Raw genomic sequence first — 22,646 nt, 5'->3', positions numbered from 1 at the left:
AAGACATGCCTAATTTCTTTATCGATCGCCCCATATTTGCATGGGTGATCGCCATTATCATCATGCTGGCCGGGGGACTTGCGATCCTGAAGCTGCCTGTCGCGCAATATCCAACGATTGCGCCACCGGCGGTGACAATTTCCGCAACCTACCCGGGGGCTGATGCGAAAACGGTGCAGGACACCGTCACTCAGGTTATCGAACAGAACATGAACGGTATCGATAACCTGATGTACATGTCCTCAAACAGTGACTCTACCGGTACAGTTCAGATCACCCTGACCTTCCAGTCAGGTACTGACGCTGACATTGCGCAGGTTCAGGTGCAGAACAAACTGCAGCTGGCGATGCCTTTGCTGCCGCAGGAAGTACAACAGCAGGGCGTGAGCGTCGAGAAATCGTCCAGTAGCTTCCTGATGGTTGTCGGCGTTATCAACACCAACGGCACCATGACGCAGGAGGATATTTCCGACTACGTAGGCGCCAATATGAAGGACGCTATCAGCCGTACTTCCGGTGTGGGTGACGTGCAACTGTTCGGTTCCCAGTACGCGATGCGTATCTGGATGGACCCGAACAAACTGAACAACTTCCAGCTGACCCCGGTTGACGTGATCAGCGCGATTAAAGCGCAGAACGCCCAGGTGGCAGCCGGTCAGTTAGGCGGTACGCCGCCGGTAAAAGGCCAGCAGCTTAACGCCTCAATCATCGCGCAGACCCGTCTGACCTCGGCCGATGAGTTCAGCAAAATTCTGCTGAAGGTGAATCAGGACGGTTCGCAGGTTCGCCTGCGCGACGTGGCGAAAGTGGAACTCGGCGGTGAGAACTACGACATCATCGCGAAGTACAACGGCAAGCCGGCTTCTGGTCTGGGTATCAAACTGGCGACAGGCGCTAACGCCCTGGACACCGCTACGGCCATCCGTGCAGAACTGAAGAGAATGGAACCGTTCTTCCCGTCAGGTCTGAAAATCGTTTACCCGTATGACACCACGCCGTTCGTCAAAATCTCGATTCACGAAGTGGTTAAAACGCTGGTCGAGGCGATCATCCTGGTATTCCTGGTGATGTACCTGTTCCTGCAAAACTTCCGCGCGACGCTTATCCCAACGATTGCCGTGCCGGTGGTATTGCTCGGGACCTTTGCGATCCTGTCGATATTTGGCTACTCGATAAACACCCTGACGATGTTCGGGATGGTGCTCGCCATCGGCCTGCTGGTGGATGATGCCATCGTGGTGGTAGAGAACGTCGAGCGCGTCATGGCGGAGGAAGGTCTGCCGCCGAAGGAAGCAACCCGTAAGTCAATGGGTCAGATCCAGGGCGCGCTGGTCGGTATCGCGATGGTACTGTCTGCGGTATTTATCCCGATGGCCTTCTTCGGTGGCTCCACCGGTGCGATTTACCGTCAGTTCTCCATCACCATCGTTTCTGCGATGGCGCTGTCGGTACTGGTGGCGTTGATTCTGACGCCAGCCCTGTGTGCCACCATGCTGAAGCCGATTCAGAAAGGCGGCCATGGCGAGCATAAAGGGTTCTTCGGCTGGTTTAACCGCATGTTTGATAAGAGCACGCACCACTACACCGACAGCGTAGGCAACATCCTGCGCAGCACCGGTCGTTACCTGCTGCTCTATATCATCATCGTGGTGGGCATGGCTTACCTGTTTGTTCGTCTGCCAAGCTCCTTCCTGCCGGACGAAGACCAGGGCGTGTTCCTGAGTATGGCCCAGCTTCCGGCGGGTGCGTCGCAAGAGCGTACCCAGAAAGTGCTGGATGAGATGACCGATTACTACCTCACCAAAGAGAAAGCCAACGTTGAGTCCGTGTTTGCGGTTAACGGCTTTGGCTTTGCGGGTCGCGGTCAGAACACCGGTATTGCCTTCGTTTCTCTGAAAGACTGGTCTGAACGTCCGGGCAAAGAGAACAAGGTTGAAGCCATCACCGGCCGTGCAATGGGCACCTTCTCGCAGATTAAAGATGCGATGGTCTTCGCCTTTAACCTGCCAGCGATTGTTGAACTGGGTACCGCGACCGGCTTCGACTTCCAGCTGATTGACCAGGGCGGTCTGGGTCACGAAAAACTGACGCAGGCGCGTAACCAGCTGTTTGGCGAAGTCGCTAAGCACCCTGACCTGCTGGTCGGCGTGCGTCCAAACGGCCTGGAAGATACGCCGCAGTACAAAATCGACATCGACCAGGAGAAAGCCCAGGCGCTGGGCGTGTCCATCAGTGACATCAATACCACGCTGGGCGCAGCCTGGGGCGGTAGCTACGTTAACGACTTCATCGACCGCGGTCGTGTGAAGAAAGTGTACGTGATGTCAGAGGCGCAGTACCGTATGTTGCCGAACGATATTAACAACTGGTTCGTGCGCGGCAGCAATGGTCAGATGGTTCCGTTCTCGGCGTTCTCAACGTCACGCTGGGAATACGGTTCACCGCGTCTGGAACGCTATAACGGTCTGCCGTCTATGGAGATCCTGGGCCAGGCAGCGCCGGGTCGAAGCACCGGTGAAGCCATGAACCTGATGGAAGAGCTGGCGAGCAAGCTGCCTTCGGGTATCGGCTATGACTGGACCGGTATGTCCTATCAGGAACGTCTGTCCGGTAACCAGGCCCCTGCCCTGTACGCCATTTCACTGATTGTGGTCTTCCTGTGTCTGGCGGCGCTGTACGAGAGCTGGTCGATTCCGTTCTCCGTAATGCTGGTGGTTCCACTCGGGGTTATCGGTGCGCTGCTTGCGGCAACGTTCCGTGGACTGACCAACGACGTTTACTTCCAGGTAGGCCTGCTGACAACCATTGGCCTGTCGGCGAAGAACGCGATACTTATCGTTGAATTCGCCAAAGATCTAATGGAGAAAGAAGGCAAAGGCCTGATTGAGGCGACGCTTGAGGCGGTTCGTATGCGTCTGCGCCCAATCCTGATGACGTCACTGGCGTTTATCCTCGGCGTACTGCCGCTGGTTATCAGCTCTGGTGCGGGTTCCGGTGCGCAGAACGCGGTAGGTACAGGCGTTATGGGCGGTATGATCACCGCGACCGTACTGGCTATCTTCTTCGTACCGGTGTTCTTCGTGGTGGTTCGCCGCCGCTTCAGCCGTAAGAATGAAGATGTTGAACACAGTCATTCGGTAGAACCTCACTGATACCGGTTTCACATGATAAAAAGGCCGCATTAGCGGCCTTTTTCATTTTCAGAAAAAATCATAAATTACGCTTATTGTAGTTCTATTTATTTTCTGCCATCTTAATTAGACATATCATAATTAACTGATAACTTAATCGGTGAATTCAGGATTTTTTTAATTTCATTTCCCCGCTTAAGCTATTAGGAATATTCCTAATAAGAAGTTCAGACAAAGAAAAGTCCGAATCAGAACTTTTCTCATCATTTAAGCTAAGCCAATGAAACGTAAGGAAGCGATAAAAATCCATTGTTAATTTGGATAAAAAAGTTCAGTCCTGGACGAACAATTGCCTGTACGCTCGCAGTCTGCGGTTTTATTTGTAATTTTTCGTAATAGCGCGATGAAATCTTGAAGCGAGTGGCTTATAGTTAGAGTTATCAGGAACACAGCACCCGTGCGGCTAAGTATGTTGTATCCATCCCGACATTGATGTTCGGTGAGTAAGAAATCACTCAGAAGGGGATGCGCTATGGACGAGTACTCGCCAAAAAGGCATGATATCGCGCAGTTGAAATTTCTCTGCGAATCCTTGTACCATGACTGCCTTGCCAATCTTGATGAAAGTAACCATGGCTGGGTAAACGACCCAACGTCTGCCATCAATTTACAGTTGAATGAGCTGATAGAGCATATCGCAACCTTCGCACTTAATTATAAAATTAAGTACAATGAAGATAATAAGCTCATTGAGCAAATTGATGAATACCTGGACGACACCTTTATGTTGTTCAGCAGTTACGGCATTAACGCCCAGGATTTGCAAAAATGGCGTAAATCGGGAAACCGGCTATTCCGCTGTTTCGTCAACGTGAGCAGAGCTAACCCGGTTAGTCTTTCCTGTTAAAATTATTACAATTACTAAGGTGAATTTATGTCTGATAAACCACTCACAAAGATCGATTATTTGATGCGCTTGCGACGTTGTCAGTCAATTGACACGCTCGAGCGCGTCATTGAAAAGAATAAATACGAGCTTTCTGATAATGAACTGGCGGTATTTTATTCAGCCGCTGACCATCGTCTTGCTGAGCTGACAATGAATAAGCTGTACGACAAAATCCCTACTTCTGTGTGGAAATTTGTCCGTTAATGTTTGAAGGGTGTCTGTAGAGTTCTACGCCACGTTCTAAGCTATATATACCTATCCCGTTATGCTCCCTGTGCCCAGGCCAGGTTTCCGTGTAAAACGTGTTCTTCCGCAACAATGTTGTGACGCTAGTCACATCGGCTTTCCGGGAACGTTCCCCTTCCAGCCTGTTACGATTACCCTGCGGTAATGACATCCAGAGAGGTTTCGCATGAGCGTAGAAAAACAGAAAATGATTGCCGGTGAACATTACCGCCCCGGTGATGAAACATTACGGGCTGACCGACTTCGGGCCCGCCATCTGATTTACCGCTATAACCACACCGCACCTGATGAAAAAACAGAACGCCAGAACATTCTGGCGGAGCTTCTGGGGCAAAGCGAAGGGGCTTATATAGAACCGAGCTTCCGCTGCGACTATGGATATAACATTTATCTGGGTACAAACTTTTACGCTAACTTCGATTGCGTGATGCTGGACGTCTGTCCTGTTCATATTGGCGACAACTGCATGCTCGCGCCAGGTGTGCATATTTACACGGCCACCCATCCCCTGGATGCGGAGGAGCGTAATAGCGGCGTGGAGTTTGGAAAACCCGTCACCATTGGTAATAATGTCTGGATTGGTGGCCGGGCGGTCATTAACCCTGGCGTCACTATCGGTGATAACGTGGTGGTCGCCTCCGGTGCCGTCGTGACGAAGGACGTCCCGGCAAACGTCGTCGTTGGCGGCAATCCGGCAAAAATCATCAAAACGCTGTGAGGTTCCGGGGAGTCAACTGTTATGGTCTTTTAGCGCCAGACTGTTACTTTTTTCAGCCTGATGGCTCCCCTAAAATTGGCAGACACCCTGTATTGTCAACTCTCATGAAGGCAAATAATGACCGAGATACAGCGCCTGCTTACCGCCACCATCGACGATCTTAACCTCCGCGAAAAGCGCGATAATCGCCCGCGCTTTAGCATTAGCTTTATTCGCAAACATCCTGGGCTGTTTGTCGCAATGTATGCCGCCTGGCTGGCGACGCTTATTGTGATGCTGAAGTCCGAAACGCTGGTGGACTCCGTCTGGCTGCTCGTTGTGCTGTTTGTCGTCTTTAACGCCTTTTTCTTTTTCGACGTGAATCCGCGCTACCGTTACGAAGATATCGACGTCCTCGATTTCCGGGTCTGCTATAACGGCGAATGGTACAACACGCGCTACGTGCCTGCGGATCTTATCGAGAGCATCATGCACTCGCCGGCAGTGGAAACCGAACAAAAAGAGAAGCTGCAGAAAATGGTCTCCACCAAGGGTCAACTCTCTTTCTATGACGTCTTTACCCTTTCCCGCCCTGCTGCTGCGTAATTAACGCCTGCAGGCGTCGGATCCCCGGCACAAACTGAGAAGCAGAGGTATTTCCGTAGCCTAAAACCAGACCGGTTTGCCACTGCTTCGACTCCAGGTAATACCCGCTCAGTGCAGCGGGTGCCAGCTGAAACGCCCTTGCCTTCTCCACCAGCCCCCGGTCGTCAATACCGTCTATCGCCAGCGTCAGATGCATCCCGCCTTCGCCCGCCAAAATGCGGTGCGGCGTATGTAGCTCCGCGCCCAGCACCTCCCGCAGCTGGCGGTAACGCTTACGATAGAGCCGACGCATGGCGGCAAGATGACGGGCATAGTGACCTTCTTCAATGAACAGCGCCAGAGTACGCTGCTCAGCACGATGCCCACCGCGCAGCAGCGAGCCGATGGCCGGGCGCGCCGCTTTGTCCAGCGCTGGCGGCAGCACCATGAACCCCATTCTTAGCGACGGAAACAGCGTTTTACTGAACGTCCCGAGATAGACAACGGGCGCGTTAGCGACCATTCCCAGCATGGCCGGCACCGGCTCACCGGTATAGCGGAACTCGCTGTCGTAGTCGTCCTCAATAATCCACGCGTTATGCTGTCTGGCCAGCTCCAGCAACGCCAGGCGCCGCCGTGCACTGAGCACGCTCCCGTAGGGGAACTGGTGTGAAGGTGAGGTAAAAATCAGCGAGGGTGAAGGCGCATCCCCCCCTTCCCAGCACATCCCCTCCTCATCAACCGGTATTCCCGTCATTTTCAGGCCGGCTTTAACAAACGCGCTCTTTGCCCCGCTATAGCCGGGGTTTTCTACCCAGGCGACATCGCCTGGCTCACTCAACAGCATCGTGCACAGGTTAACGCCCTCAAGCGCCCCTTCCGTGATCACAATCTGGCTGGCGTCGCAGTCAATGCCGCGGGACAGAGCCAGGTGCCGGGCAATCGCAGCCCGCAGCGATGGCTCACCGGCCGGGTCGCCGTACCCTAACAGGGCATATCCCTCCTCCCGCATCACGCGATCGTACAATCGCCGCCACAGCGGCAGAGGAAAATAGTTGATGGCCGGCGTTCCTGGGGTAAACGCCAGAACCGGCGTGTCCCGGATCACCTGCGCAGGCAGCAGGCCGACCCGTCTGGCAAGTTTGATGGTAGGGTCCGGCAATGTCCGGGCGACAGCGCGGTGAGCGAGCTGTGCCACCCGCGTGCCCTGGCGGTTACGCTGCAAATACCCTTCAAGCGTGAGCTGGTCCAGCGCTGCATTAACGGTATTGCGGGAAAGGGAGAGCTGCTGAGCCAGCGTTCGCGAACCGGAAAGCTGGCTGCCGGAGCGAAGCCTTCCGCACAGTATGGCCTCCCGCAAAGCAAGATAGAGCGCGCGCTGGAGCGTCTCTTCCCCACGTTTTTTCAGGGCTGCATTGAGCAAGGTATAAAATTCATCACCCGGTATATTCATCTCACCTCCTCGTGGCACCATCAAAACATAGCCTGATGGTTCTTTTTTAGGAACCAGCAATTTACTAGTCTGGAACTCTTTTCAACGTCACGGAAATTAAGATGAAGACATTCAATCAGTTCGGACAGCCAGTGGGCGAACCCCTTCACGACTGGCAACCTCGCCAGCATCCGTCCCGAGTGGTGCTTCAGGGTCGCTATTGTCGGCTTGAGCCGCTGCGCGTTGAGCATGCCGACGCGCTGTTCTCCGCGTATTCCCTGGCCGAAGATACCCGCAGCTGGACGTGGCTACTGCGCGAGCCCGATGCCACCGCAGAGGAATTTGCCGGATGGGTGGCGAGCGTGAGTGAGTTATCCGATCCCATTCACTTTACCGTTATCGATAACCAGACCCAATCTCCGGTCGGGACGCTGTCCCTGATGCGGATCGATCCCAAAAACGGCGTCGTGGAAGTGGGGCACGTTCACTTTTCTCCGCTGTTAAGCCGCACGCCCATGTCGACAGAAGCGCAATATCTGCTGATGCGGTATGCGTTCGATACCCTTGGCTACCGCCGCTATGAATGGAAGTGCAACAGCCTGAACGAGCCTTCCCGCAAAGCAGCACTGCGTCTGGGCTTTCAGTTTGAGGGGCGTTTTCGCCAGGCGCTGGTCATAAAGGGTCATAACCGGGATACCGACTGGTTTTCGATTCTCGAGAAAGAGTGGCCGGCGCTGGCAAGCGCCTTTGAAAGCTGGCTTGCCACCGACAATTTTACTGCCGATGGCAAACAGAAAAGATCCCTGGAAAGCTGGCGAGAAACGCGCGTTTAGCGTCTTTTTTTACGTCCCTGAACCGCCTTAAAGCGCGGGTTGGATTTGCAAATCACGTATAAGCGTCCCTTGCGTTTGACTATCTGGCAATCCGGGTGACGCTGTTTTGCACTGCGCAATGAGTTAAGTACCTGCATGGTTAGCCCCGCTTCGCATTGAGAAAGCCGCCAAAACGCTTGCGGAAGCGCGCCGTGCTGCCATCCGTGGAGAACGTTTTCTGCTTACCGGTATAAAACGGGTGCGATTTTGACGAGACGTCGATGGTGATGTACGGATACGTTTCGCCGTCGAGTTCAATTTCGCGCTCGGTCTTAATGGTTGAGCCCACTTTAAAATATTCATTGGCGCTGGTGTCGTGGAAGACCACGGTACGATAAGCGGGATGGATATTTGGTTTCATCATAAACCTCTTATGTTTTGTTATAACATAACAAAATAATATCCAGGCTCGTCTGAAAAAACAACCCCTCTCATCTGCCGATATTTTTGGGTTTGCCTGAGATAAAATGATAGCCAGGCCAACCACGTGCTATAACTATATCATTTCGCGGTAAAATCTTTCTCTTCAGGCAGGGAACTCAGTGCCCAGGAACGGGTATACGAGGAAGGAAACGACAGCATGAAAACTCGACATCTGGTCAGTCTGGTGACTGGCGTACTTATCTTTTCCGTGCTGGTCCCCATTTGCCTTAGCATCTGGCTGGCCCATCGTCAGGCGGAAGATAAATTTGTCGATGCGCTGGATAACTATGCCTCACGCGTGCTGGTACGAACAGACAGGGTCGTGGAGCAGGCAAAAGAAGCGCTCAATCACCTGGAGGCCTTTGAGGGCGTGCCGTGTAGCCCTCTGCAGTTAAGAGAGATGCGCCGCGTCGCTTTCTCGTGGCGATATGTCCAGGAAGTGATTTATATCGATAACCTTAAACCGCTCTGCTCCTCCCTGGAGCAAACCAGCCACGCGGCCCCTTTCCCGCCGCCGATGCGCATTACTGAAGATGGCTACAGCGCATGGCTGACCACGCAAAACGATCTTGGGTTTAACCGCTACATGGCCGTGCTGGGAAAAGGTCATTATCTTGTCATGGTCGATCCAGCCTCACTGGTGGATGTGATCCCTTTCGGTGAGATAGCGATTGACGCCGCACTGGTAGGAAGTACAACCCACCGCATATTCGCCAGCAGCAATAAGCTCGATCCGCATATCCGTGACACGATCGAGGGTCATGAAGTGAGAAGCGTCCAGTACAACGGCTCAATGTACGTGATGAAGCCCGTTCCTGAGCTGGGATTTACCGTCGTTGCATGGGCGACGCTCAAGCCGCTGGCTGAAACCTGGCACCGGCAGCTGCTGCTATGGCTGCCCTTTGGCATCCTGATGAGCCTGCTTGCCGCGCTCTTTGTCCTGCGGATCCTGCGCCGTATACAGTCGCCGCGCAATCGCCTGCTTGACGCCATTAACAGCCGCGATTTTGTGGTTCACTATCAGCCCATCGTGGCGCTGTGTAGCGGAAAAATTGTGGGCGCCGAGGCGCTGACGCGCTGGCCCCAGCCAGACGGAAGCAGCCTTTCACCTGACATCTTTGTTCCTCTTGCTGAGCAAACGGGGCTCATCTCGCAGCTAACGCAGTTAGTCATCGAAAAAGTATTTGAAGATATGGGCGGCTGGCTGCACCTTCACGACGATCAGCACATCTCCATCAACCTCGCGCCCGCCGATTTAACCTCCGGCACGCTGCCGGCTCTGCTGAGCCAGTTGCTGAATAAGTGGAAGGTCCATCCCAAACAGATCGCCCTTGAGTTAACCGAACGCGGCTTTGCCGATCCCCAGATTAGCGCACCGGCTATCGCCGCATTCCGTCGCGCGGGCCACCCTGTCTATATTGATGATTTTGGCACGGGCTATTCCAGCCTGAGCTATCTGCAAGATCTGGATGTCGACACGCTCAAAATTGATAAATCGTTCGTGGACGCGCTGGAGTATAAAAACGTGACGCCGCACATTATTGAAATGGCGAAGTCGCTGAAGCTGGCGATGGTAGCGGAGGGTGTCGAGACCGCAGGACAGCTCGCCTGGCTGCACCGGCACGGCGTGCAGTATGGGCAGGGTTGGTACTACAGCAAAGCGCTGCCCAAAACGGAATTTATTCTTTGGGCCGAAAATAACCTCGAAACGCACTCTACTTAAGATAGGATTTGATCACCTGCAGCACTACGCCAAGATCGGCTTCACGCTGCGCTTCTTCAGGCTCTTTCACCACGTGATCGGTCAAATGCCCTTCGATCACCTGCATCATCATGCCGTTGACCGCCCCGCGGATCGCCGCCAGCTGCTGTAACACCTCGGCACATTCGTGATCGCTATTCAGCATTTTCTCCAGAGCGTTACTCTGCCCCTGAATTTTCTTCAGGCGAGTCAATAACATTTTCTTGTCGCGAACGGTATGTGACATCTCTGCATCCCCTCTCTTTTTGGCTTTGAAAGCATATCACGCTCTACTCCCCCTGAGTATTTTTCTACTGGGGGGTAGTATTAACCTACTGGGGGGGAGTAGTATCGGGGCACGCTTTCCACTCCGGAATTTCCCATGAACGATTTTGCTTCACTCCTGCAGCAGGGCAATGCCTGGCTGTTTGTCCCCAGCGCTATTCTGCTCGGTGCATTACATGGCCTGGAGCCGGGCCACTCAAAAACAATGATGGCCGCCTTTATTGTGGCTATCCGCGGCACGCTGAAACAGGCGGTACTGCTCGGTCTGGCGGCAACGCTTTCCCATACGGCGGTGGTGTGGATTATTGCCATGGCAGGATTGTGGTTTGGTCGGGGCTGGGATGCGCATACCTCAGAACCGTGGTTCCAGCTGATCTCTGGAGTGTTGATCGTCCTGATCGCCCTGTGGATGGCGTGGCGCACCTGGAAAGAGAGCCAGCCGCACGATCATCATCACGATCATGACCATGACCACCATCACGATCGTCATCACGACCACGACCACCATCACGACCGCCTGCTGGATGAAGAGGAGTGGCAGGACGCCCACCAGCGCGCGCACGCGCAGGATATTAACCGGCGTTTCAACGGTCAAAACGTCACCACCGGACAGATAGCGATGTTTGGCCTGACCGGCGGGCTTATTCCCTGCCCGGCGTCCATCACCGTGCTGCTCATCTGCCTGCAGCTTAAGCATTTTGCCCTTGGCGCGACGCTGGTGTTCAGCTTCAGTATTGGTCTGGCGATTACCCTGGTCGCTTCCGGCGCGATTGCTGCCTTAAGCCTCAAACATGCGACAAAACGCTGGCCCGGATTTAGCGAATTTTCCCGCAAAGCGCCGTGGATCTCAGCGGCACTGATTATCATGGTAGGAATTTACATGAGCCTGCATGGCCTGAGCGGAATTCTGGCGTAAGCATGCGGCCACGCCGTGTGGCCGCATCTCAATGGTCAGTTAAGGCGCTGCTGCCAGCTGAAGGTATAACGAAGCTGGCGTTGCTGGAGGATAAATTCTGGCGAGACGCTGGGGCTCCAGGAGTCGTCGCCGCCCACGCCCATATGGAACGCATCGAGGCAGAGCCAACTTCCCGGCTCTTTCTTCAACAGATGATGATGGCTTGTCTCACGCAGCTGCTGCTGGCCGTAGCGGCTCACCGAGAAATGGAACGCGCCATTCAGCTGATGCGCACCCAGCACGAGTTCCCGGGTATCGCAGCGCAAACCATTTTCCGTCGGGAAGATATACGGCGTATGCATGGCCTCCAGAGGTAATGTCCAGCGCCCCTGCTCTGCCGCCAGCTTTCTGTCAGGATAGTTTTCATGCGGCCCCAGCCCCAGCCAGTGAACGTCTTCCGGCGTTTCGGCAAGATGAACGCTCAGGCCTACGCGCGCGGGTTCCGGAATATCAGACGCAACATCAACCTGAATATCACCGTGCAGCCTCCCCTGGTCGTCCACCCGCCAGGTTTTGCGGCTCAGGAACAGCGCTTTACCGTGATACTCCCCGACGTGCAGGGTAGTCACCACCACCTCGCCCGCATGCTGCTCTGCCTCACAGTGCAGAACGCGCGAGGTGTAATCGTACATGCCCGCCGCTTTCCAGCGCTCAACCCACGCGTTCGGATCGATCTTCGTCGCTTCACTCACGCCAATGTCGTTGTCCAGCGGTGCGCGGCTCACGTTATCCGTCACCGGTGCGAGCAGCGTTTCCCCCCCCTCGCGCCACCATTGCGTCAGGTTGCCCGTGGTGAGATCGAACTGCCAGCGCTGTTGACGATGCGTGACCTCCAGCATGCGCTCGTTCTGCGTCAAAACCGGCGGCTCGCCCGCAGGCGCTGGCGGCGCAATAAAGAGCGGAGCCGGAAGCGGCCACTGCTCCCACGCGCAGCGATGGTTAGCCGGTGACCACGGCGTTGCCCGGGGCTGGCGAACTTCAACGTTCAGCCAGACCTCTCCCGGTTCAGCCGTCATCTCTGGCAGGGCAATCTCCAGACGCTGAGTGCCTCCAGGCGTCATCGCGAGCGTCACCTCGCCTGAGGCCAGCGTTTCCCCGTCGCGGGCAACCGTCCATCTCAGCACTTCGTTATCGGTGCGGCGGAAAAGGTAGCCGCTTTGTACCTCTATCACCAGCGGAGACGTGCTCACCCGGGTAAAGGTAAAAAACTGCTGCGCGCGTTGCGCTTCGTACAGCGCCGGGTGCGGCGTGCGATCGGGGAAGACCAGGCCATTGAGGCAGAACTGCCGATCGTTCGGTTTGTCGCCAAAGTCCCCGCCGTAGGCCCAGAACGCGTTGCCGTTTTCGTCTTTCTTCGTCAACGCCTGATCGACCCAGTCCCAGACAAACCCTCCCTGCAGGCGAGGATGGCTGCGAAACGCCTGCCAGTATTTCGCGAACCCACCGAAGCTGTTACCCATCGCGTGGGCGTATTCGCAGAGGATCAGCGGACGCGTTTCGTCCGGCATGCCGATCCACTTTTTGATTGACCATTTCGGCACCGCCGGGAAGGGCTGATCCCGATCGACCCGGGCGTACATCGGGCAGACGATGTCGGTCGCCGCCGTATTTGCCCCTCCGCCTTCGTATTGCACCGGGCGCGTCGGATCGGTGGACTTCACCCAGCGGTACAATGCATCGTGGTTAGCGCCGTGGCCAGACTCATTACCCAGCGACCAGATGATAATTGAGGGATGATTACGATCGCGCTGCACCATGCGGGTCACGCGCTCGCTCATGGCGGGCAGCCAGCGCGGATCGTCAGCAAGGCGGCTCATCGGCACCATGCCGTGGGTTTCGATATTGGCCTCGTCAACGACGTACAGCCCGTAGCGATCGCAAAGCCGGTACCACAGCGGATGGTTCGGGTAGTGCGAGCAGCGCACGGCGTTGAAGTTGTGCTGCTTCATGATTTCGATATCGCGACGCATTGTCGCTTCGTCCATCACCTGGCCGTTTTCCGGATGATGCTCGTGCCGGTTAACCCCGCGGATCAGCAGCGGCTTACCGTTAAGCTTCAGCAGGCCGTTGCTGATTTCAACCCGGCGGAAGCCCACGTCGCACGCCTCAATCTCCAGCATTTCCCCCTGCGGGTTAAGCAGCGCAATCGTCAGGCGATACAGCTCCGGCGTTTCCGCGCTCCAGAGCGCAGGGGCCTCAACGGGGATCGTTGCCGTTAAGCGCTCGGCCCAGCTGCCGCGTTCGTCAACAATGGCCGACCCCGGACGCTGAACTACGCTGGCGCATTTCTCCCCCTTGCGCCACAGGGTAAAGGCCACTTCACACGCTGAAAATTGCGCTCCCTGCAGGGAGACGTCAACCTTCAGCGCCGCGCGGTCCAGCTCCGTATTCAGGTCTGTCACGACGTGATAATCGGCAATCTGCGTCTCGGGTTTATGCAGCAGCGTCACATCGCGGAAAATGCCGCTCATGCGCCACATGTCCTGATCTTCCAGATAGCTGCCGTCGCACCAGCGCAATACCATGACCGCCAGGCGGTTCTGCCCGGGGCGCAATGCCGCCGAGAGGTCAAATTCGGCGGGCAGCCGACTGTCCTGGGAATAGCCTATCCACTCTCCGTTGCACCACAGATGAAACGCCGAGTTCACACCGTCAAAGATAATGCGGGTTTGCCCGCCCTGTAACCAGGCGTCCTCTACGTTAAATGTGAGCGAGTAACAGCCGGTAGGGTTTTCTTGCGGCACAAAAGGCGGGTTAACGGGTATGGGATAGGTCACGTTGGTGTAGATGGGCGTATCGAACCCCTGCATCTGCCAGTTAGACGGCACGGGCATTGCAACGGCATCGGCGCAATCTTCGGCTACCCATGCCTGAGGAACCTGCTCGGGTGCCGCAAAAAAACTGAATCGCCACACCCCGTTAAGACTATGCCTGCTGGCGGATCCGGCGTCGTCCCGGGCGGATTGTTCATTACGCCAGCTGTGTAACGGCGCGTGTGCGGCCAGGCGGTTCCATTGGGTAACTCCCGGATTTTCCCAGTCTCGTCGGGCCAGGATGGCGCTGAGGGTCAGCGATGGGGTATTGGACATATCAACCTCTTTGCGAAGCGCTCACAATTTTGGTTAACATGCCCTGGCGATCGGCGACGGTAAAGCGTTCGATCGCGGGGTAGCGAGTCAGATCACAAAAGTCCTATTTGCGGGCAAGCTGCTCGGCCATCAGCGCCAGGCTTCTGAGCTGCCGCGCCAGCTCCTCTTGTTCGGCCTGCCGGGGTGAATGGCGCGCGCTGGAATGGCGGGTAACCAGCGTAACCGGCAGCTGAACCTGCCAGCACGCTTCGCCTCCGGAGGGCGCCAGCAGCCACTCCACGCTGCGTTCGCCCGCGTCGCGAAAGGCCTGACGAATGGTCGTCAGCGGCGGGGAGAACCAGGCGCTGTCAGCCGTATCGTCGAACCCGACCACGGAAATCTGGCCCGGAACCGCTATCCCTTTTTCCGCACAGGCGCGCATCACCCCAAGCGCCATTTGATCGTTCGCCACCAGAATCGCATCCGGTAAGACCGCCCCAGACAGCAGCAGATGCCCCTTCTCATATCCGCAGGCCGCGCTCCAGTCACCGAAGGCAACCGCAGCGGCGTCAAGATCCGCGCGTGCCAGGGCGGCTTTCCAACCCGCCAGACGCGCCCGCGCAGAAACCGAGCTTTCCGGCCCGCTCAGCAGGGCAATGCGCTGATGCCCCAGTGAAAGCAGATGCTCAACGCCCAGACGCGCGCCCTGTTCTGCGTTAAACACCAGGCTGTTTACCTGCGCGGAGGGCGATACATCAAGGAACAGCACCGGGACAGGCGACGCCAGGGCCCTGAGCTGTTCGGCATGTTCATCGTCAAGCGGAACATTCACCAGCAGGGCCTCCACGCGCTGCGCCAGCAGCGCCTGAAGCGCGGCCTGACACTGCTGCGGCTGCTCCACCATGGAAATGAGGACGCTCGCCCCCTTTTCGGCGGCACGGGATTTTACCGCTGAGACAATTTGCGAAGGCGCGTGCAGAGCCAGATCGGTGGTGATGAGCCCCAGCGTTCGGGTGCGTTTGCCCGCCAGCTGCTGCGCGCGAAGGTTAGGAACGTAGTGCAGCTCCGCCATCGCCTGCTGCACCTTTTCCCGCGTGCGGGCAGACACATGCTCCGCGTCGTTAATGACGCGGGAGACGGTCTGATAAGAAACCCCCGCAAGGAGGGCGACATCATAGAGAGTGATAGCTTTCATGCATTCTGGCATCGCGTGTTTGGGAGTTCCTATTCTGGCACAGCGACGCCATTAAAGCATGTGAGCGCTTCGCAAAATTAGACAACCCGCTCCGGCTGAGGAATTTCCGCAATGCGCGGCTTCTGGCGGAACCAGGGCAGACAGAGCTGGATAAGCGGGCCAATGGTCAGGGCATACAATACGGTTCCCACCCCAAACGTGCCGCCAAGCACGCAGCCAATCAGCAGGACAGACATCTCAATAGAGGTACGCACGCTGCGAATGGACCATCCCAGCCGGGCATGAATGCCGGTCATCAGACCGTCGCGCGGACCAGGCCCGAAACCGGCACCGATGTACATGCTGGTCGCAATCGCGTTCATCACGATGCCCCCGACCAGCAGCGTGATGCGAAGGGGCAAGGAACTCAGTTCAGGGATAAAGGCCATGCTGGCGTCCGCCGCCAGACCGATACAAATCACATTGCTGATCGTGCCCAGCCCCGGCATCTGACGCAGTGGGATCCACAGCAGCAGTACCGCAGCGCCGACTAAAATGATCACCGTCCCGATGCTCATCCCCAGCTGCATCCCTACCCCAAGATGAAACACATCCCACGGATCGACGCCCAAATCGGAACGAATAAACATCGCGGTGGAAAGGCCATACAGCCCTAAACCGACATAAAGTTGCAGCAAACGACGCACCATTTTTATCTTCTCCAGTGAACCAGGCTTTCATCCTGACCTAAAATGGCACTATGATTAATGTCCAGTTTTCAAATAGTGGACTGCATATGTCATCACGCCGCTTCGGAAGCCAGTCTCTGATACGCCTTTTAGGCCACTGGCAGCAAACCTCGTCCCGCACTCCGCTCTGGCGTCAGCTGGCCGATGCATTGCGTCTGTTAATCCTTGATGGCCGGCTGGCGCTGAATACGCGGCTGCCGGGCGAGCGTGAGCTGGCCTCTGCGCTGGACGTAAGCCGGACCACCGTCAGCAGCGCCCTCGCCCATCTGCGTGAGGAGGGTTACCTGGAAAGCCGTCACGGCAGCGGGTCGCGCGTGATCCTCCCGGACACGCGCGCCGTTCCTACCCTTTCAGCAGCGAGTGCCGCGCTGGATCTCTCCACAGCCGCACTGAATGCCGGGCCGGAGATCCACCAGGCGTATACCCATGCGCTCACGGCCATTACGCAGCACCTTTCGCTGACGGGCTACGATCAGCTTGGGCTGCTGGCGCTGCGGGAGGCCATCGCTGCGCGCTATACCGCACGCGGTCTTCCCACCCGCGCGGAGGAAGTGATGGTGGTTAATGGCGCCGTCAGCGGCTTTGCGCTGGTGCTGCGGATGATGACCGGGCCGGGGGATCGCGTCGTGGTTGACCATCCCACCTACCCGCTGGCGATTGCCGCCATTCAGGGGGCGCAGTGTCGGCCCGTGGGTGTGTCGCTGCCGGAGACCGGCTGGGATACGGACGGCTTCGCGGCAACGCTTGCCCAGACCGCGCCGCGGCTGGCGTATCTGATGCCAGATTTTCATAACCCAACCGGGCGATGCATGGATATCGCTACCCGTCAGGCCATCACCGATATTGCTGCGCAAACCCGTACGGCGCTGGTGGTGGATGAGACGATGGTGGATCTCTGGTTTGACTCGCCTCCCCCGCCGCCGCTGGCCTCCTTTAACCCGCAGGCCACCGTCATTACGTTAGGCTCTGCGGGAAAAAGCTTTTGGGGAGGGCTGCGTCTCGGCTGGATCCGCGCCTCCTCGCGTACTATCGCCACGCTCGCCCAGACGCGAGACACCCTGGATTTAGGATCGCCGCTGCTGGAACAGCTGGCGATGCTGTGGCTCATGAATAACAGCGAGACGTTTCTGCCCGCGCGCCGGAAGATGCTGGCGGAACGACGCGATCGGTGCGGTGAACTGTTGCGCGAACATTTTCCGGAGTGGACGTTCCATGAAGCGGAGGGCGGGCTCTCTTACTGGATAGAACTCCCGGGCATGCTGGCGACTCAGCTTGCCGCGCGGGCTGAAATTCTGGGGATTAATCTGGGGACCGGGACGCGCTTTGGTTTATCTGGCGCGTTTGACCGCTATTTACGGATGCCCTTCTCGCTCGAACCGACAGAGCTTGAGCAGGCGCTGCTGAGGATCAAACCGCTATGGCTTGCTTTGAATAAAAACGTGCCATCGGTAAAACGCAGCGTGATTTAATATTGAAAAGTTTGAAGGCGATCATAAAAAAATAAAAACTGCTGACTGTCACGGAGGCAGTCAGCAGTTTTCACCGTTCTGAAGTTAATGCTGAGCAGGAATAGGAAAACCTTTTAGTGAAATAACAAAGTTTTCACCATCTTTCTTTATTTTTGCGCCGGTATCACACCAGTCAGACGCAATACGAAAGAACTCATCACTTCCGACATTCCAGCCAAGACGTACATGCTTCACGTAGCCTGAACGCAACAGATCGCAGGCTTCTTTGTAGTCACTGGCAGTTGACAGTTGTTGTTTCATTTTCTCTTCTTCAGAAGTTTACGTAGCGCTTTGATTTCTTTAGGAGTAAAAGGAGAAACGCTCTCTTCTTCCGTATGCTGATTATCAATATCCTCTTCCGATACTCCCGCCTCTTCTACTGCTTCAAACGCCAGCAGCAGCAGTTTCTCTGTCGTCACGCTTAAATTCTCGTTATTGTCTTCCGCATAGTGGCGAAGTCTTTCTTTTAGCGCGTCATCGATCTTAACGTTTAATACCGCTGTAGCCATGTTTGTCACTTCCCTTCGGAATAAGTACTTTATTTAATACACGAAGTTAACAATGTTATCCAGATATATATTTTTTTGAATTATGGTAGAAAATAGACATCCGAATATAAAATGGCAGTCTATTATTACAGGTTTATGACAGTAATATTTCAAAGCGATGAAATATATATTACACGATATAAGCTTAATCTTATTGTGGAATAACGCTAAAGGAAGGGTAAAAAACAGGGAAGAAGGTATGAGTCCAGAAATGGGTGGGGGCCCTGCCAGCTACATCCCGGCACACACGTCGTCTGCCCTGGCTGCTTCCTTCCGGACCTGACCTGGTGAACAGAGTAGCGTTGCGGGAGAACCAACAGAGCCCCCATTGAGAGCGTTGATAACCAACGCGCTGGCGCATTATCCCTATGCTAACGCCCAATTGCAAGCTGCCAGGAACCGGATGCTGGTTTCTTGCGCAAACAGGCGCAGCAATCATCACGATCTTCGTTTACCATGGCTCTCCAGAACATCCCCACAGGTGAAGGTATGGACGAGCACGACTCCTTTCCACAGCGCGTATGGCAAATCGTGGCTTCAATCCCTGAAGGCTATGTTACCACCTATGGTGAAGTCGCACGCCTGGCCGGTTCTCCGCGCGCGGCGCGACAGGTCGGCGGCGTTTTGAAACGGCTACCGGAAGGAAGCACGTTGCCCTGGCATCGGGTGGTGAATCGACATGGCGCCATCTCGCTCACCGGACCGGATCTCCAGCGTCAGCGTCAGGCGTTACTTTCAGAAGGGGTGCAGGTATCAGGGTCAGGGCAAATCGATTTGCAGAAGTACCGCTGGGTGTATTGATCCCCCTCTCCCGGAGGAGAGGGGGAACACAATCATTACATCTGAGTTGGTGGGGTTGGCAGGGACGGCTGATTGGTCTGCGGCGCGACCGGCACTTCGGTCTGCTGCACAGGCACAAGGTTCAGGTCGACTTTTGTTCCACCGTTGTTGATCGCTTCCTGGACCGTATCGGTGATAAACACCAGCTTACCGTTGATCGTTACCGCTGCACTCAGCAGGATACGGGCATTAGGCTGCACGTCCGATGGGTTATACGGTAATACGAAGCTAAACGGCGCCTGCTTACCTTCAGTACGGACGGCGCGCTGGGCCACAACCTTCGATGGCGCGTCGGCCAGGGAAGCATCAGACAGCGTCACCGTTAATACCGCATCCGGCGGTAACGCGACTTTCTGTTTAATCCAGATGGTACCGGAAACGTTAGGCTGCTGAATGGATTGCTGTGAAAGGGTATTAATCCCGTTCGGATCGGCTGCTGGTACAGGCACCTGGGCGCTCTTACCGGCACAGGCGGACAACGCCACCGCAATAGCTACACCACTTAGCATGGGCACGAGTTTCATTGAAGTCTCCTTATCATCAATGCACCAGCGGGATCGATCCCATCCGATGTCGTTTCAATCACATAACGTATACAAGTGTGGCACAAATCACTGATTAATGCCTGAAATCGTCCCGATATTCAGATTATTCTACCCATCGGACCACTTTCATTTCTGCGTTATACTCTGCCTATCTTTCGCTACGGCGTTTATTGAGGACAACTATGAGTCAGGCACTGAACAATCTGCTGACATTATTGAATCTGGAAAAAATTGAGGAAGGACTCTTTCGCGGACAGAGCGAAGATTTAGGCTTACGCCAGGTCTTCGGCGGGCAAGTCGTTGGACAAGCGCTGTACGCAGCAAAGGAGACTGTCCCGGCAGACCGTCTGGTGCACTCATTCCACAGCTACTTCTTACGCCCCGGCGACAGCGCAAAACCGATCGTCTATGACGTTGAAGTCCTGAGAGATGGCAACAGCTTCAGCGCGCGCCGCGTCGCGGCTATCCAGAACGGTAAGCCGATCTTTTACATGACGGCCTCTTTCCAGGCTCCAGAACCCGGCTACGAGCACCAGAAAGTGATGCCCCCGGCGCCGTCGCCAGACGAGCTCAAATCAGAGACCGATATCGCCCGTGCGCTGGCGCATCTGCTTCCGCCACAGGTCAAAGAGAAGTTTCTCTGCGATAAGCCGCTTGAGATCCGCCCCGTCGAGTTCCACAACCCGATGAAAGGCCACACCGCGGAACCGAAGCGCCAGGTCTGGATCCGGGCTAACGGTACGGTGTCTGAGGACTTCCACGTGCATCAGTATCTGCTGGGCTATGCGTCAGATTTCAACTTCCTGCCGGTGGCGCTGCAGCCGCACGGCGTCGGGTTTCTCGAAAAAGGGATGCAGGTCGCGACGATCGACCACTCCATGTGGTTCCACCGTCCGTTCAACATGAACGAGTGGCTACTCTACAGCGTGGAGAGTACGTCGGCATCAAGCGCTCGCGGCTTTGTGCGTGGAGAGTTTTATACGCAGGATGGCGTGCTGGTCGCCTCGACGGTGCAGGAAGGGGTGATGCGTAATAGAGGTTGATGTTGCCCTCACCCTGGCCCTCTCCCACGGGGAGAGGGTATACACACTAAAAACGGCAACCGAAGTTGCCGTTTTGCTTTTACCTTAGGCGTTATACGCATTCTCGCCGTGGCTGTTGACGTCCAGACCTTCGCGTTCCTGCTCTTCCGGTACGCGCAGCCCAACCGTCATGTCCGCCAGTTTGTAGCCAATGAAAGCGACAACGGCAGACCACACCACGGTGACAGCAATACTTTCCAGCTGCACCAGCACCTGATGGGCCATGGTGACGCCTTCTGCGTAGCCCACGCCACCCAGCGATTTCGCTGCGAAGATACCGGTCATGATACAGCCGACAATGCCGCACACGCCGTGCACGCCAAACACATCGCAAGGGTCATCAACGCGCAGAATACGCTTCAGCGCCGTCACGCCCCACAGCCCCGCCAGACCCGACACCAGGCCGACCAGCAGCGCGCCACCCACACCAACATAACCACACGCTGGAGTGATACCGACCAGACCGGCAATCGCCCCCGAACAGGCACCCAGCAGAGAAGGTTTACCGCGCACCGCCCACTCGCCAAAGACCCAGGAGAGGATTGCACCCGCCGTGGCCACAACGGTGTTCACGAAGGCCAGCGCGGCGATTTCGTTCGCGGCACTTGCTGAGCCGGCGTTGAAGCCAAACCAGCCAAAGTAGAGGATCGCGGTACCGGTAAAGACCATCGGCAGGTTGTGCGGTTTGAATGCTTCTTTACCAAAGCCCACGCGTTTGCCAATCAGGTATGCGCCAACCAGGCCCGCTACCGCGGCGTTAATGTGCACAACGGTACCGCCCGCGAAGTCCAGCGCGCCGTGTGTTGCCAGCAGACCGCCACCCCAGACCATGTGCGCAATCGGCACATAGGAGAGCGTCAGCCAGACCACCACGAAAATCAGGACCGCTGAGAAACGAATACGTTCGGCGAGCGCGCCCACAATCAGCCCGACGGTAATACAGGCGAACGAGCCCTGGAAAGCAACGTGAATATACTGGTAGAAGCTGCCCATCAGCGCGGTCAGCTCAATATTTTTCAGCATCACCCAGTCGAAGTTACCAAAGAACGCGTTGCCGGTACCGAAAGCCAGCGAGTAACCGTAAACCACCCACAGCACGCAGACCAGCGCGAACGTTACGGCAACCTGCGTCAGCATGGAGAGAACGTTTTTGCCACGGATCAGACCGCCGTAGAACAGCGCAATGCCCGGAATGGACATGAACAGCACCAGCGCGGTGCTGATCATCATAAAGGCGTTATCGGCTTTGTCTGCCACCGCAGGTGCAGCAGCCAGCGCCAGGCCCGGCAGCAGTGCCAGCGAACCCAGACCCGTTTTAAGTGTTGCTATCTTCATTTTCTCGATCCCTATCACTGTGTGCCAGGCGTTAATTACAGTGCCGCTTCGTCAGATTCGCCGGTACGGATGCGAATGACGCGCTGCAGTTCGGCAACGAAAATTTTGCCGTCGCCAATTTTGCCGGTGTAGGCCGCTTTGCTAATGACATCAATGACTTCATCAAGCTGATCGTCAGCAATCGCGACATCAATTTTTACTTTTGGCAGAAAGTTAACGCTGTATTCCGCCCCGCGATAAAGCTCGGCATGACCCTTCTGACGACCAAAGCCTTTCACTTCGGTGACAGTCAGTCCCTGAATACCCATTGAAGAGAGCGCTTCACGCACGTCTTCGAGTTTGAATGGTTTGATTACAACCGTAACCAGCTTCATAGATCCCCTCCAGTCAGAATTCGGTAATGGCCGCAGCTAACGTAGAAGGTATTGCAAGGGGTGTGCCAGAAATGAAAACCAGAGGGAATAGCGGTGCGATGAGCGTT

At 55.9% G+C, this 22,646-nt stretch carries 23 protein-coding genes and 1 other RNA gene; 11 read left to right on the top strand and 13 right to left on the bottom strand.

Features of this window, described 5'->3' with window-relative positions:
• Window positions 1-5: 5 nt before the first annotated feature.
• The 5 genes from acrB to AC3WOK_RS16565 all read left to right on the top strand — a co-directional run bounded on the left by acrB (window position 6) and on the right by AC3WOK_RS16565 (window position 5,629).
• A complete protein-coding gene (gene acrB, locus AC3WOK_RS16585) occupies window positions 6-3,152 on the top strand; it encodes a multidrug efflux RND transporter permease subunit AcrB (protein WP_063429276.1) in 3,147 nt (1,048 codons plus the stop codon).
• 511 nt (window positions 3,153-3,663) lie between these two features.
• Entirely contained in the window at window positions 3,664-4,038 is a 375-nt protein-coding gene (gene tomB, locus AC3WOK_RS16580; RefSeq protein ID WP_008499288.1) for an Hha toxicity modulator TomB, read from the top strand.
• A 27-nt stretch (window positions 4,039-4,065) separates the two neighbouring features.
• Window positions 4,066-4,284 (top strand): hemolysin expression-modulating protein Hha, encoded by a 219-nt coding sequence (gene hha, locus AC3WOK_RS16575; protein WP_008499287.1) that lies wholly within the window; start codon window positions 4,066-4,068, stop codon window positions 4,282-4,284.
• Between the two features lie 208 nt (window positions 4,285-4,492).
• Entirely contained in the window at window positions 4,493-5,044 is a 552-nt protein-coding gene (gene maa / locus AC3WOK_RS16570; RefSeq protein ID WP_047347254.1) for a maltose O-acetyltransferase, read from the top strand.
• A gap of 117 nt (window positions 5,045-5,161) precedes the next feature.
• Entirely contained in the window at window positions 5,162-5,629 is a 468-nt protein-coding gene (locus AC3WOK_RS16565) for a YlaC family protein (RefSeq protein WP_047347255.1), read from the top strand.
• Here AC3WOK_RS16565 and pdxR read toward each other — a convergent pair.
• Window positions 5,601-7,061, bottom strand: a complete 1,461-nt coding sequence (gene pdxR, locus AC3WOK_RS16560; RefSeq protein ID WP_492354823.1) for a MocR-like pyridoxine biosynthesis transcription factor PdxR — start codon at window positions 7,059-7,061, stop codon at window positions 5,601-5,603. The genes AC3WOK_RS16565 and pdxR overlap by 29 nt on opposite strands.
• A 101-nt stretch (window positions 7,062-7,162) precedes the next feature.
• Here pdxR and AC3WOK_RS16555 point away from each other — a divergent pair, with 101 nt between their 5' ends.
• Window positions 7,163-7,873, top strand: coding sequence for a GNAT family N-acetyltransferase (locus AC3WOK_RS16555; protein ID WP_492354822.1), 711 nt, complete (start codon window positions 7,163-7,165; stop codon window positions 7,871-7,873).
• Here AC3WOK_RS16555 and ykgO read toward each other — a convergent pair.
• A complete protein-coding gene (ykgO, locus tag AC3WOK_RS16550) occupies window positions 7,870-8,010 on the bottom strand; it encodes a type B 50S ribosomal protein L36 (RefSeq protein ID WP_003859006.1) in 141 nt (46 codons plus the stop codon). The genes AC3WOK_RS16555 and ykgO overlap by 4 nt on opposite strands.
• 2 nt (window positions 8,011-8,012) lie before the next feature.
• Entirely contained in the window at window positions 8,013-8,273 is a 261-nt protein-coding gene (locus tag AC3WOK_RS16545; protein WP_047347258.1) for a type B 50S ribosomal protein L31, read from the bottom strand.
• 219 nt (window positions 8,274-8,492) lie between these two features.
• On the opposite strand from AC3WOK_RS16545, the gene AC3WOK_RS16540 reads away from it, so the two are divergent.
• A complete protein-coding gene (locus AC3WOK_RS16540) occupies window positions 8,493-10,058 on the top strand; it encodes an EAL domain-containing protein (protein WP_059311197.1) in 1,566 nt (521 codons plus the stop codon).
• Here AC3WOK_RS16540 and AC3WOK_RS16535 read toward each other — a convergent pair.
• Window positions 10,051-10,323: a metal/formaldehyde-sensitive transcriptional repressor gene (locus AC3WOK_RS16535; protein WP_024906840.1), complete on the bottom strand. Its 273-nt coding sequence runs from the start codon at window positions 10,321-10,323 to the stop codon at window positions 10,051-10,053. The genes AC3WOK_RS16540 and AC3WOK_RS16535 overlap by 8 nt on opposite strands.
• A gap of 135 nt (window positions 10,324-10,458) precedes the next feature.
• On the opposite strand from AC3WOK_RS16535, the gene AC3WOK_RS16530 reads away from it, so the two are divergent.
• Window positions 10,459-11,277: a nickel/cobalt efflux protein RcnA gene (locus tag AC3WOK_RS16530; RefSeq protein WP_492354821.1), complete on the top strand. Its 819-nt coding sequence runs from the start codon at window positions 10,459-10,461 to the stop codon at window positions 11,275-11,277.
• A gap of 35 nt (window positions 11,278-11,312) precedes the next feature.
• Here AC3WOK_RS16530 and AC3WOK_RS16525 read toward each other — a convergent pair whose 3' ends face one another.
• The 3 genes from AC3WOK_RS16525 to yczE form a co-directional block, all read right to left on the bottom strand.
• Window positions 11,313-14,405 (bottom strand): beta-galactosidase, encoded by a 3,093-nt coding sequence (locus AC3WOK_RS16525; RefSeq protein WP_492354820.1) that lies wholly within the window; start codon window positions 14,403-14,405, stop codon window positions 11,313-11,315.
• A 103-nt stretch (window positions 14,406-14,508) separates the two neighbouring features.
• Window positions 14,509-15,579, bottom strand: coding sequence for a LacI family DNA-binding transcriptional regulator (locus tag AC3WOK_RS16520; protein ID WP_059311200.1), 1,071 nt, complete (start codon window positions 15,577-15,579; stop codon window positions 14,509-14,511).
• A gap of 77 nt (window positions 15,580-15,656) precedes the next feature.
• On the bottom strand, window positions 15,657-16,268 hold the full coding sequence (gene yczE, locus AC3WOK_RS16515; protein ID WP_492354819.1) for a membrane protein YczE: 612 nt from the start codon (window positions 16,266-16,268) through the stop codon (window positions 15,657-15,659).
• 86 nt (window positions 16,269-16,354) lie between these two features.
• Between yczE and yczR the strand changes: the two genes are divergently transcribed.
• Complete coding sequence (yczR, locus tag AC3WOK_RS16510) at window positions 16,355-17,776, top strand: MocR-like transcription factor YczR (protein ID WP_063429265.1); 1,422 nt, start codon at window positions 16,355-16,357, stop codon at window positions 17,774-17,776.
• An 84-nt stretch (window positions 17,777-17,860) separates the two neighbouring features.
• On the opposite strand, the gene AC3WOK_RS16505 is transcribed toward yczR, so the two are convergent.
• The 3 genes from AC3WOK_RS16505 to ffs form a co-directional block, all read right to left on the bottom strand.
• Entirely contained in the window at window positions 17,861-18,076 is a 216-nt protein-coding gene (locus AC3WOK_RS16505; RefSeq protein WP_008503298.1) for a hypothetical protein, read from the bottom strand.
• Window positions 18,073-18,324, bottom strand: a complete 252-nt coding sequence (locus tag AC3WOK_RS16500; RefSeq protein WP_063144756.1) for a hypothetical protein — start codon at window positions 18,322-18,324, stop codon at window positions 18,073-18,075. The genes AC3WOK_RS16505 and AC3WOK_RS16500 overlap by 4 nt, the downstream gene beginning before the upstream one ends.
• A 261-nt stretch (window positions 18,325-18,585) precedes the next feature.
• An RNA gene (gene ffs, locus AC3WOK_RS16495) (signal recognition particle sRNA small type) lies at window positions 18,586-18,682 on the bottom strand.
• Between the two features lie 170 nt (window positions 18,683-18,852).
• Here ffs and AC3WOK_RS16490 point away from each other — a divergent pair.
• Window positions 18,853-19,164, top strand: a complete 312-nt coding sequence (locus AC3WOK_RS16490; RefSeq protein ID WP_059311204.1) for an MGMT family protein — start codon at window positions 18,853-18,855, stop codon at window positions 19,162-19,164.
• 35 nt (window positions 19,165-19,199) lie between these two features.
• Here AC3WOK_RS16490 and AC3WOK_RS16485 read toward each other — a convergent pair whose 3' ends face one another.
• A complete protein-coding gene (locus AC3WOK_RS16485; RefSeq protein WP_029741632.1) occupies window positions 19,200-19,727 on the bottom strand; it encodes a YbaY family lipoprotein in 528 nt (175 codons plus the stop codon).
• 203 nt (window positions 19,728-19,930) lie between these two features.
• On the opposite strand from AC3WOK_RS16485, the gene tesB reads away from it, so the two are divergent.
• Window positions 19,931-20,791: an acyl-CoA thioesterase II gene (gene tesB / locus AC3WOK_RS16480; RefSeq protein WP_047347265.1), complete on the top strand. Its 861-nt coding sequence runs from the start codon at window positions 19,931-19,933 to the stop codon at window positions 20,789-20,791.
• 84 nt (window positions 20,792-20,875) lie between these two features.
• On the opposite strand, the gene amtB is transcribed toward tesB, so the two are convergent.
• Window positions 20,876-22,165 carry an ammonium transporter AmtB gene (gene amtB / locus AC3WOK_RS16475; RefSeq protein ID WP_047347266.1) on the bottom strand — a complete coding sequence of 430 codons (1,290 nt, stop codon included), beginning with the start codon at window positions 22,163-22,165 and terminating at the stop codon, window positions 20,876-20,878.
• A 35-nt stretch (window positions 22,166-22,200) separates the two neighbouring features.
• Complete coding sequence (gene glnK / locus AC3WOK_RS16470; protein ID WP_008503304.1) at window positions 22,201-22,539, bottom strand: P-II family nitrogen regulator; 339 nt, start codon at window positions 22,537-22,539, stop codon at window positions 22,201-22,203.
• Window positions 22,540-22,646 lie beyond the last annotated feature (107 nt).

It is taken from the genome of Enterobacter sp. FW301-JW81 (genome assembly GCF_058788735.1).
Note: the sequence above shows the minus strand (reverse complement) of the source record. Positions and strands in the feature narration are given on the sequence as shown.

Coding starts and splice junctions, on each gene's coding strand:
- acrB (WP_063429276.1), top strand. CDS start 6: ATGCCTAATTTCTTTATCGATCGCCCCATATTTGCATGGGTGATCGCC.
- tomB (WP_008499288.1), top strand. CDS start 3,664: ATGGACGAGTACTCGCCAAAAAGGCATGATATCGCGCAGTTGAAATTT.
- hha (WP_008499287.1), top strand. CDS start 4,066: ATGTCTGATAAACCACTCACAAAGATCGATTATTTGATGCGCTTGCGA.
- maa (WP_047347254.1), top strand. CDS start 4,493: ATGAGCGTAGAAAAACAGAAAATGATTGCCGGTGAACATTACCGCCCC.
- AC3WOK_RS16565 (WP_047347255.1), top strand. CDS start 5,162: ATGACCGAGATACAGCGCCTGCTTACCGCCACCATCGACGATCTTAAC.
- pdxR (WP_492354823.1), bottom strand. CDS start 7,061: ATGAATATACCGGGTGATGAATTTTATACCTTGCTCAATGCAGCCCTG.
- AC3WOK_RS16555 (WP_492354822.1), top strand. CDS start 7,163: ATGAAGACATTCAATCAGTTCGGACAGCCAGTGGGCGAACCCCTTCAC.
- ykgO (WP_003859006.1), bottom strand. CDS start 8,010: ATGCAGGTACTTAACTCATTGCGCAGTGCAAAACAGCGTCACCCGGAT.
- AC3WOK_RS16545 (WP_047347258.1), bottom strand. CDS start 8,273: ATGAAACCAAATATCCATCCCGCTTATCGTACCGTGGTCTTCCACGAC.
- AC3WOK_RS16540 (WP_059311197.1), top strand. CDS start 8,493: ATGAAAACTCGACATCTGGTCAGTCTGGTGACTGGCGTACTTATCTTT.
- AC3WOK_RS16535 (WP_024906840.1), bottom strand. CDS start 10,323: ATGTCACATACCGTTCGCGACAAGAAAATGTTATTGACTCGCCTGAAG.
- AC3WOK_RS16530 (WP_492354821.1), top strand. CDS start 10,459: ATGAACGATTTTGCTTCACTCCTGCAGCAGGGCAATGCCTGGCTGTTT.
- AC3WOK_RS16525 (WP_492354820.1), bottom strand. CDS start 14,405: ATGTCCAATACCCCATCGCTGACCCTCAGCGCCATCCTGGCCCGACGA.
- AC3WOK_RS16520 (WP_059311200.1), bottom strand. CDS start 15,579: ATGAAAGCTATCACTCTCTATGATGTCGCCCTCCTTGCGGGGGTTTCT.
- yczE (WP_492354819.1), bottom strand. CDS start 16,268: ATGGTGCGTCGTTTGCTGCAACTTTATGTCGGTTTAGGGCTGTATGGC.
- yczR (WP_063429265.1), top strand. CDS start 16,355: ATGTCATCACGCCGCTTCGGAAGCCAGTCTCTGATACGCCTTTTAGGC.
- AC3WOK_RS16505 (WP_008503298.1), bottom strand. CDS start 18,076: ATGAAACAACAACTGTCAACTGCCAGTGACTACAAAGAAGCCTGCGAT.
- AC3WOK_RS16500 (WP_063144756.1), bottom strand. CDS start 18,324: ATGGCTACAGCGGTATTAAACGTTAAGATCGATGACGCGCTAAAAGAA.
- AC3WOK_RS16490 (WP_059311204.1), top strand. CDS start 18,853: ATGGACGAGCACGACTCCTTTCCACAGCGCGTATGGCAAATCGTGGCT.
- AC3WOK_RS16485 (WP_029741632.1), bottom strand. CDS start 19,727: ATGAAACTCGTGCCCATGCTAAGTGGTGTAGCTATTGCGGTGGCGTTG.
- tesB (WP_047347265.1), top strand. CDS start 19,931: ATGAGTCAGGCACTGAACAATCTGCTGACATTATTGAATCTGGAAAAA.
- amtB (WP_047347266.1), bottom strand. CDS start 22,165: ATGAAGATAGCAACACTTAAAACGGGTCTGGGTTCGCTGGCACTGCTG.
- glnK (WP_008503304.1), bottom strand. CDS start 22,539: ATGAAGCTGGTTACGGTTGTAATCAAACCATTCAAACTCGAAGACGTG.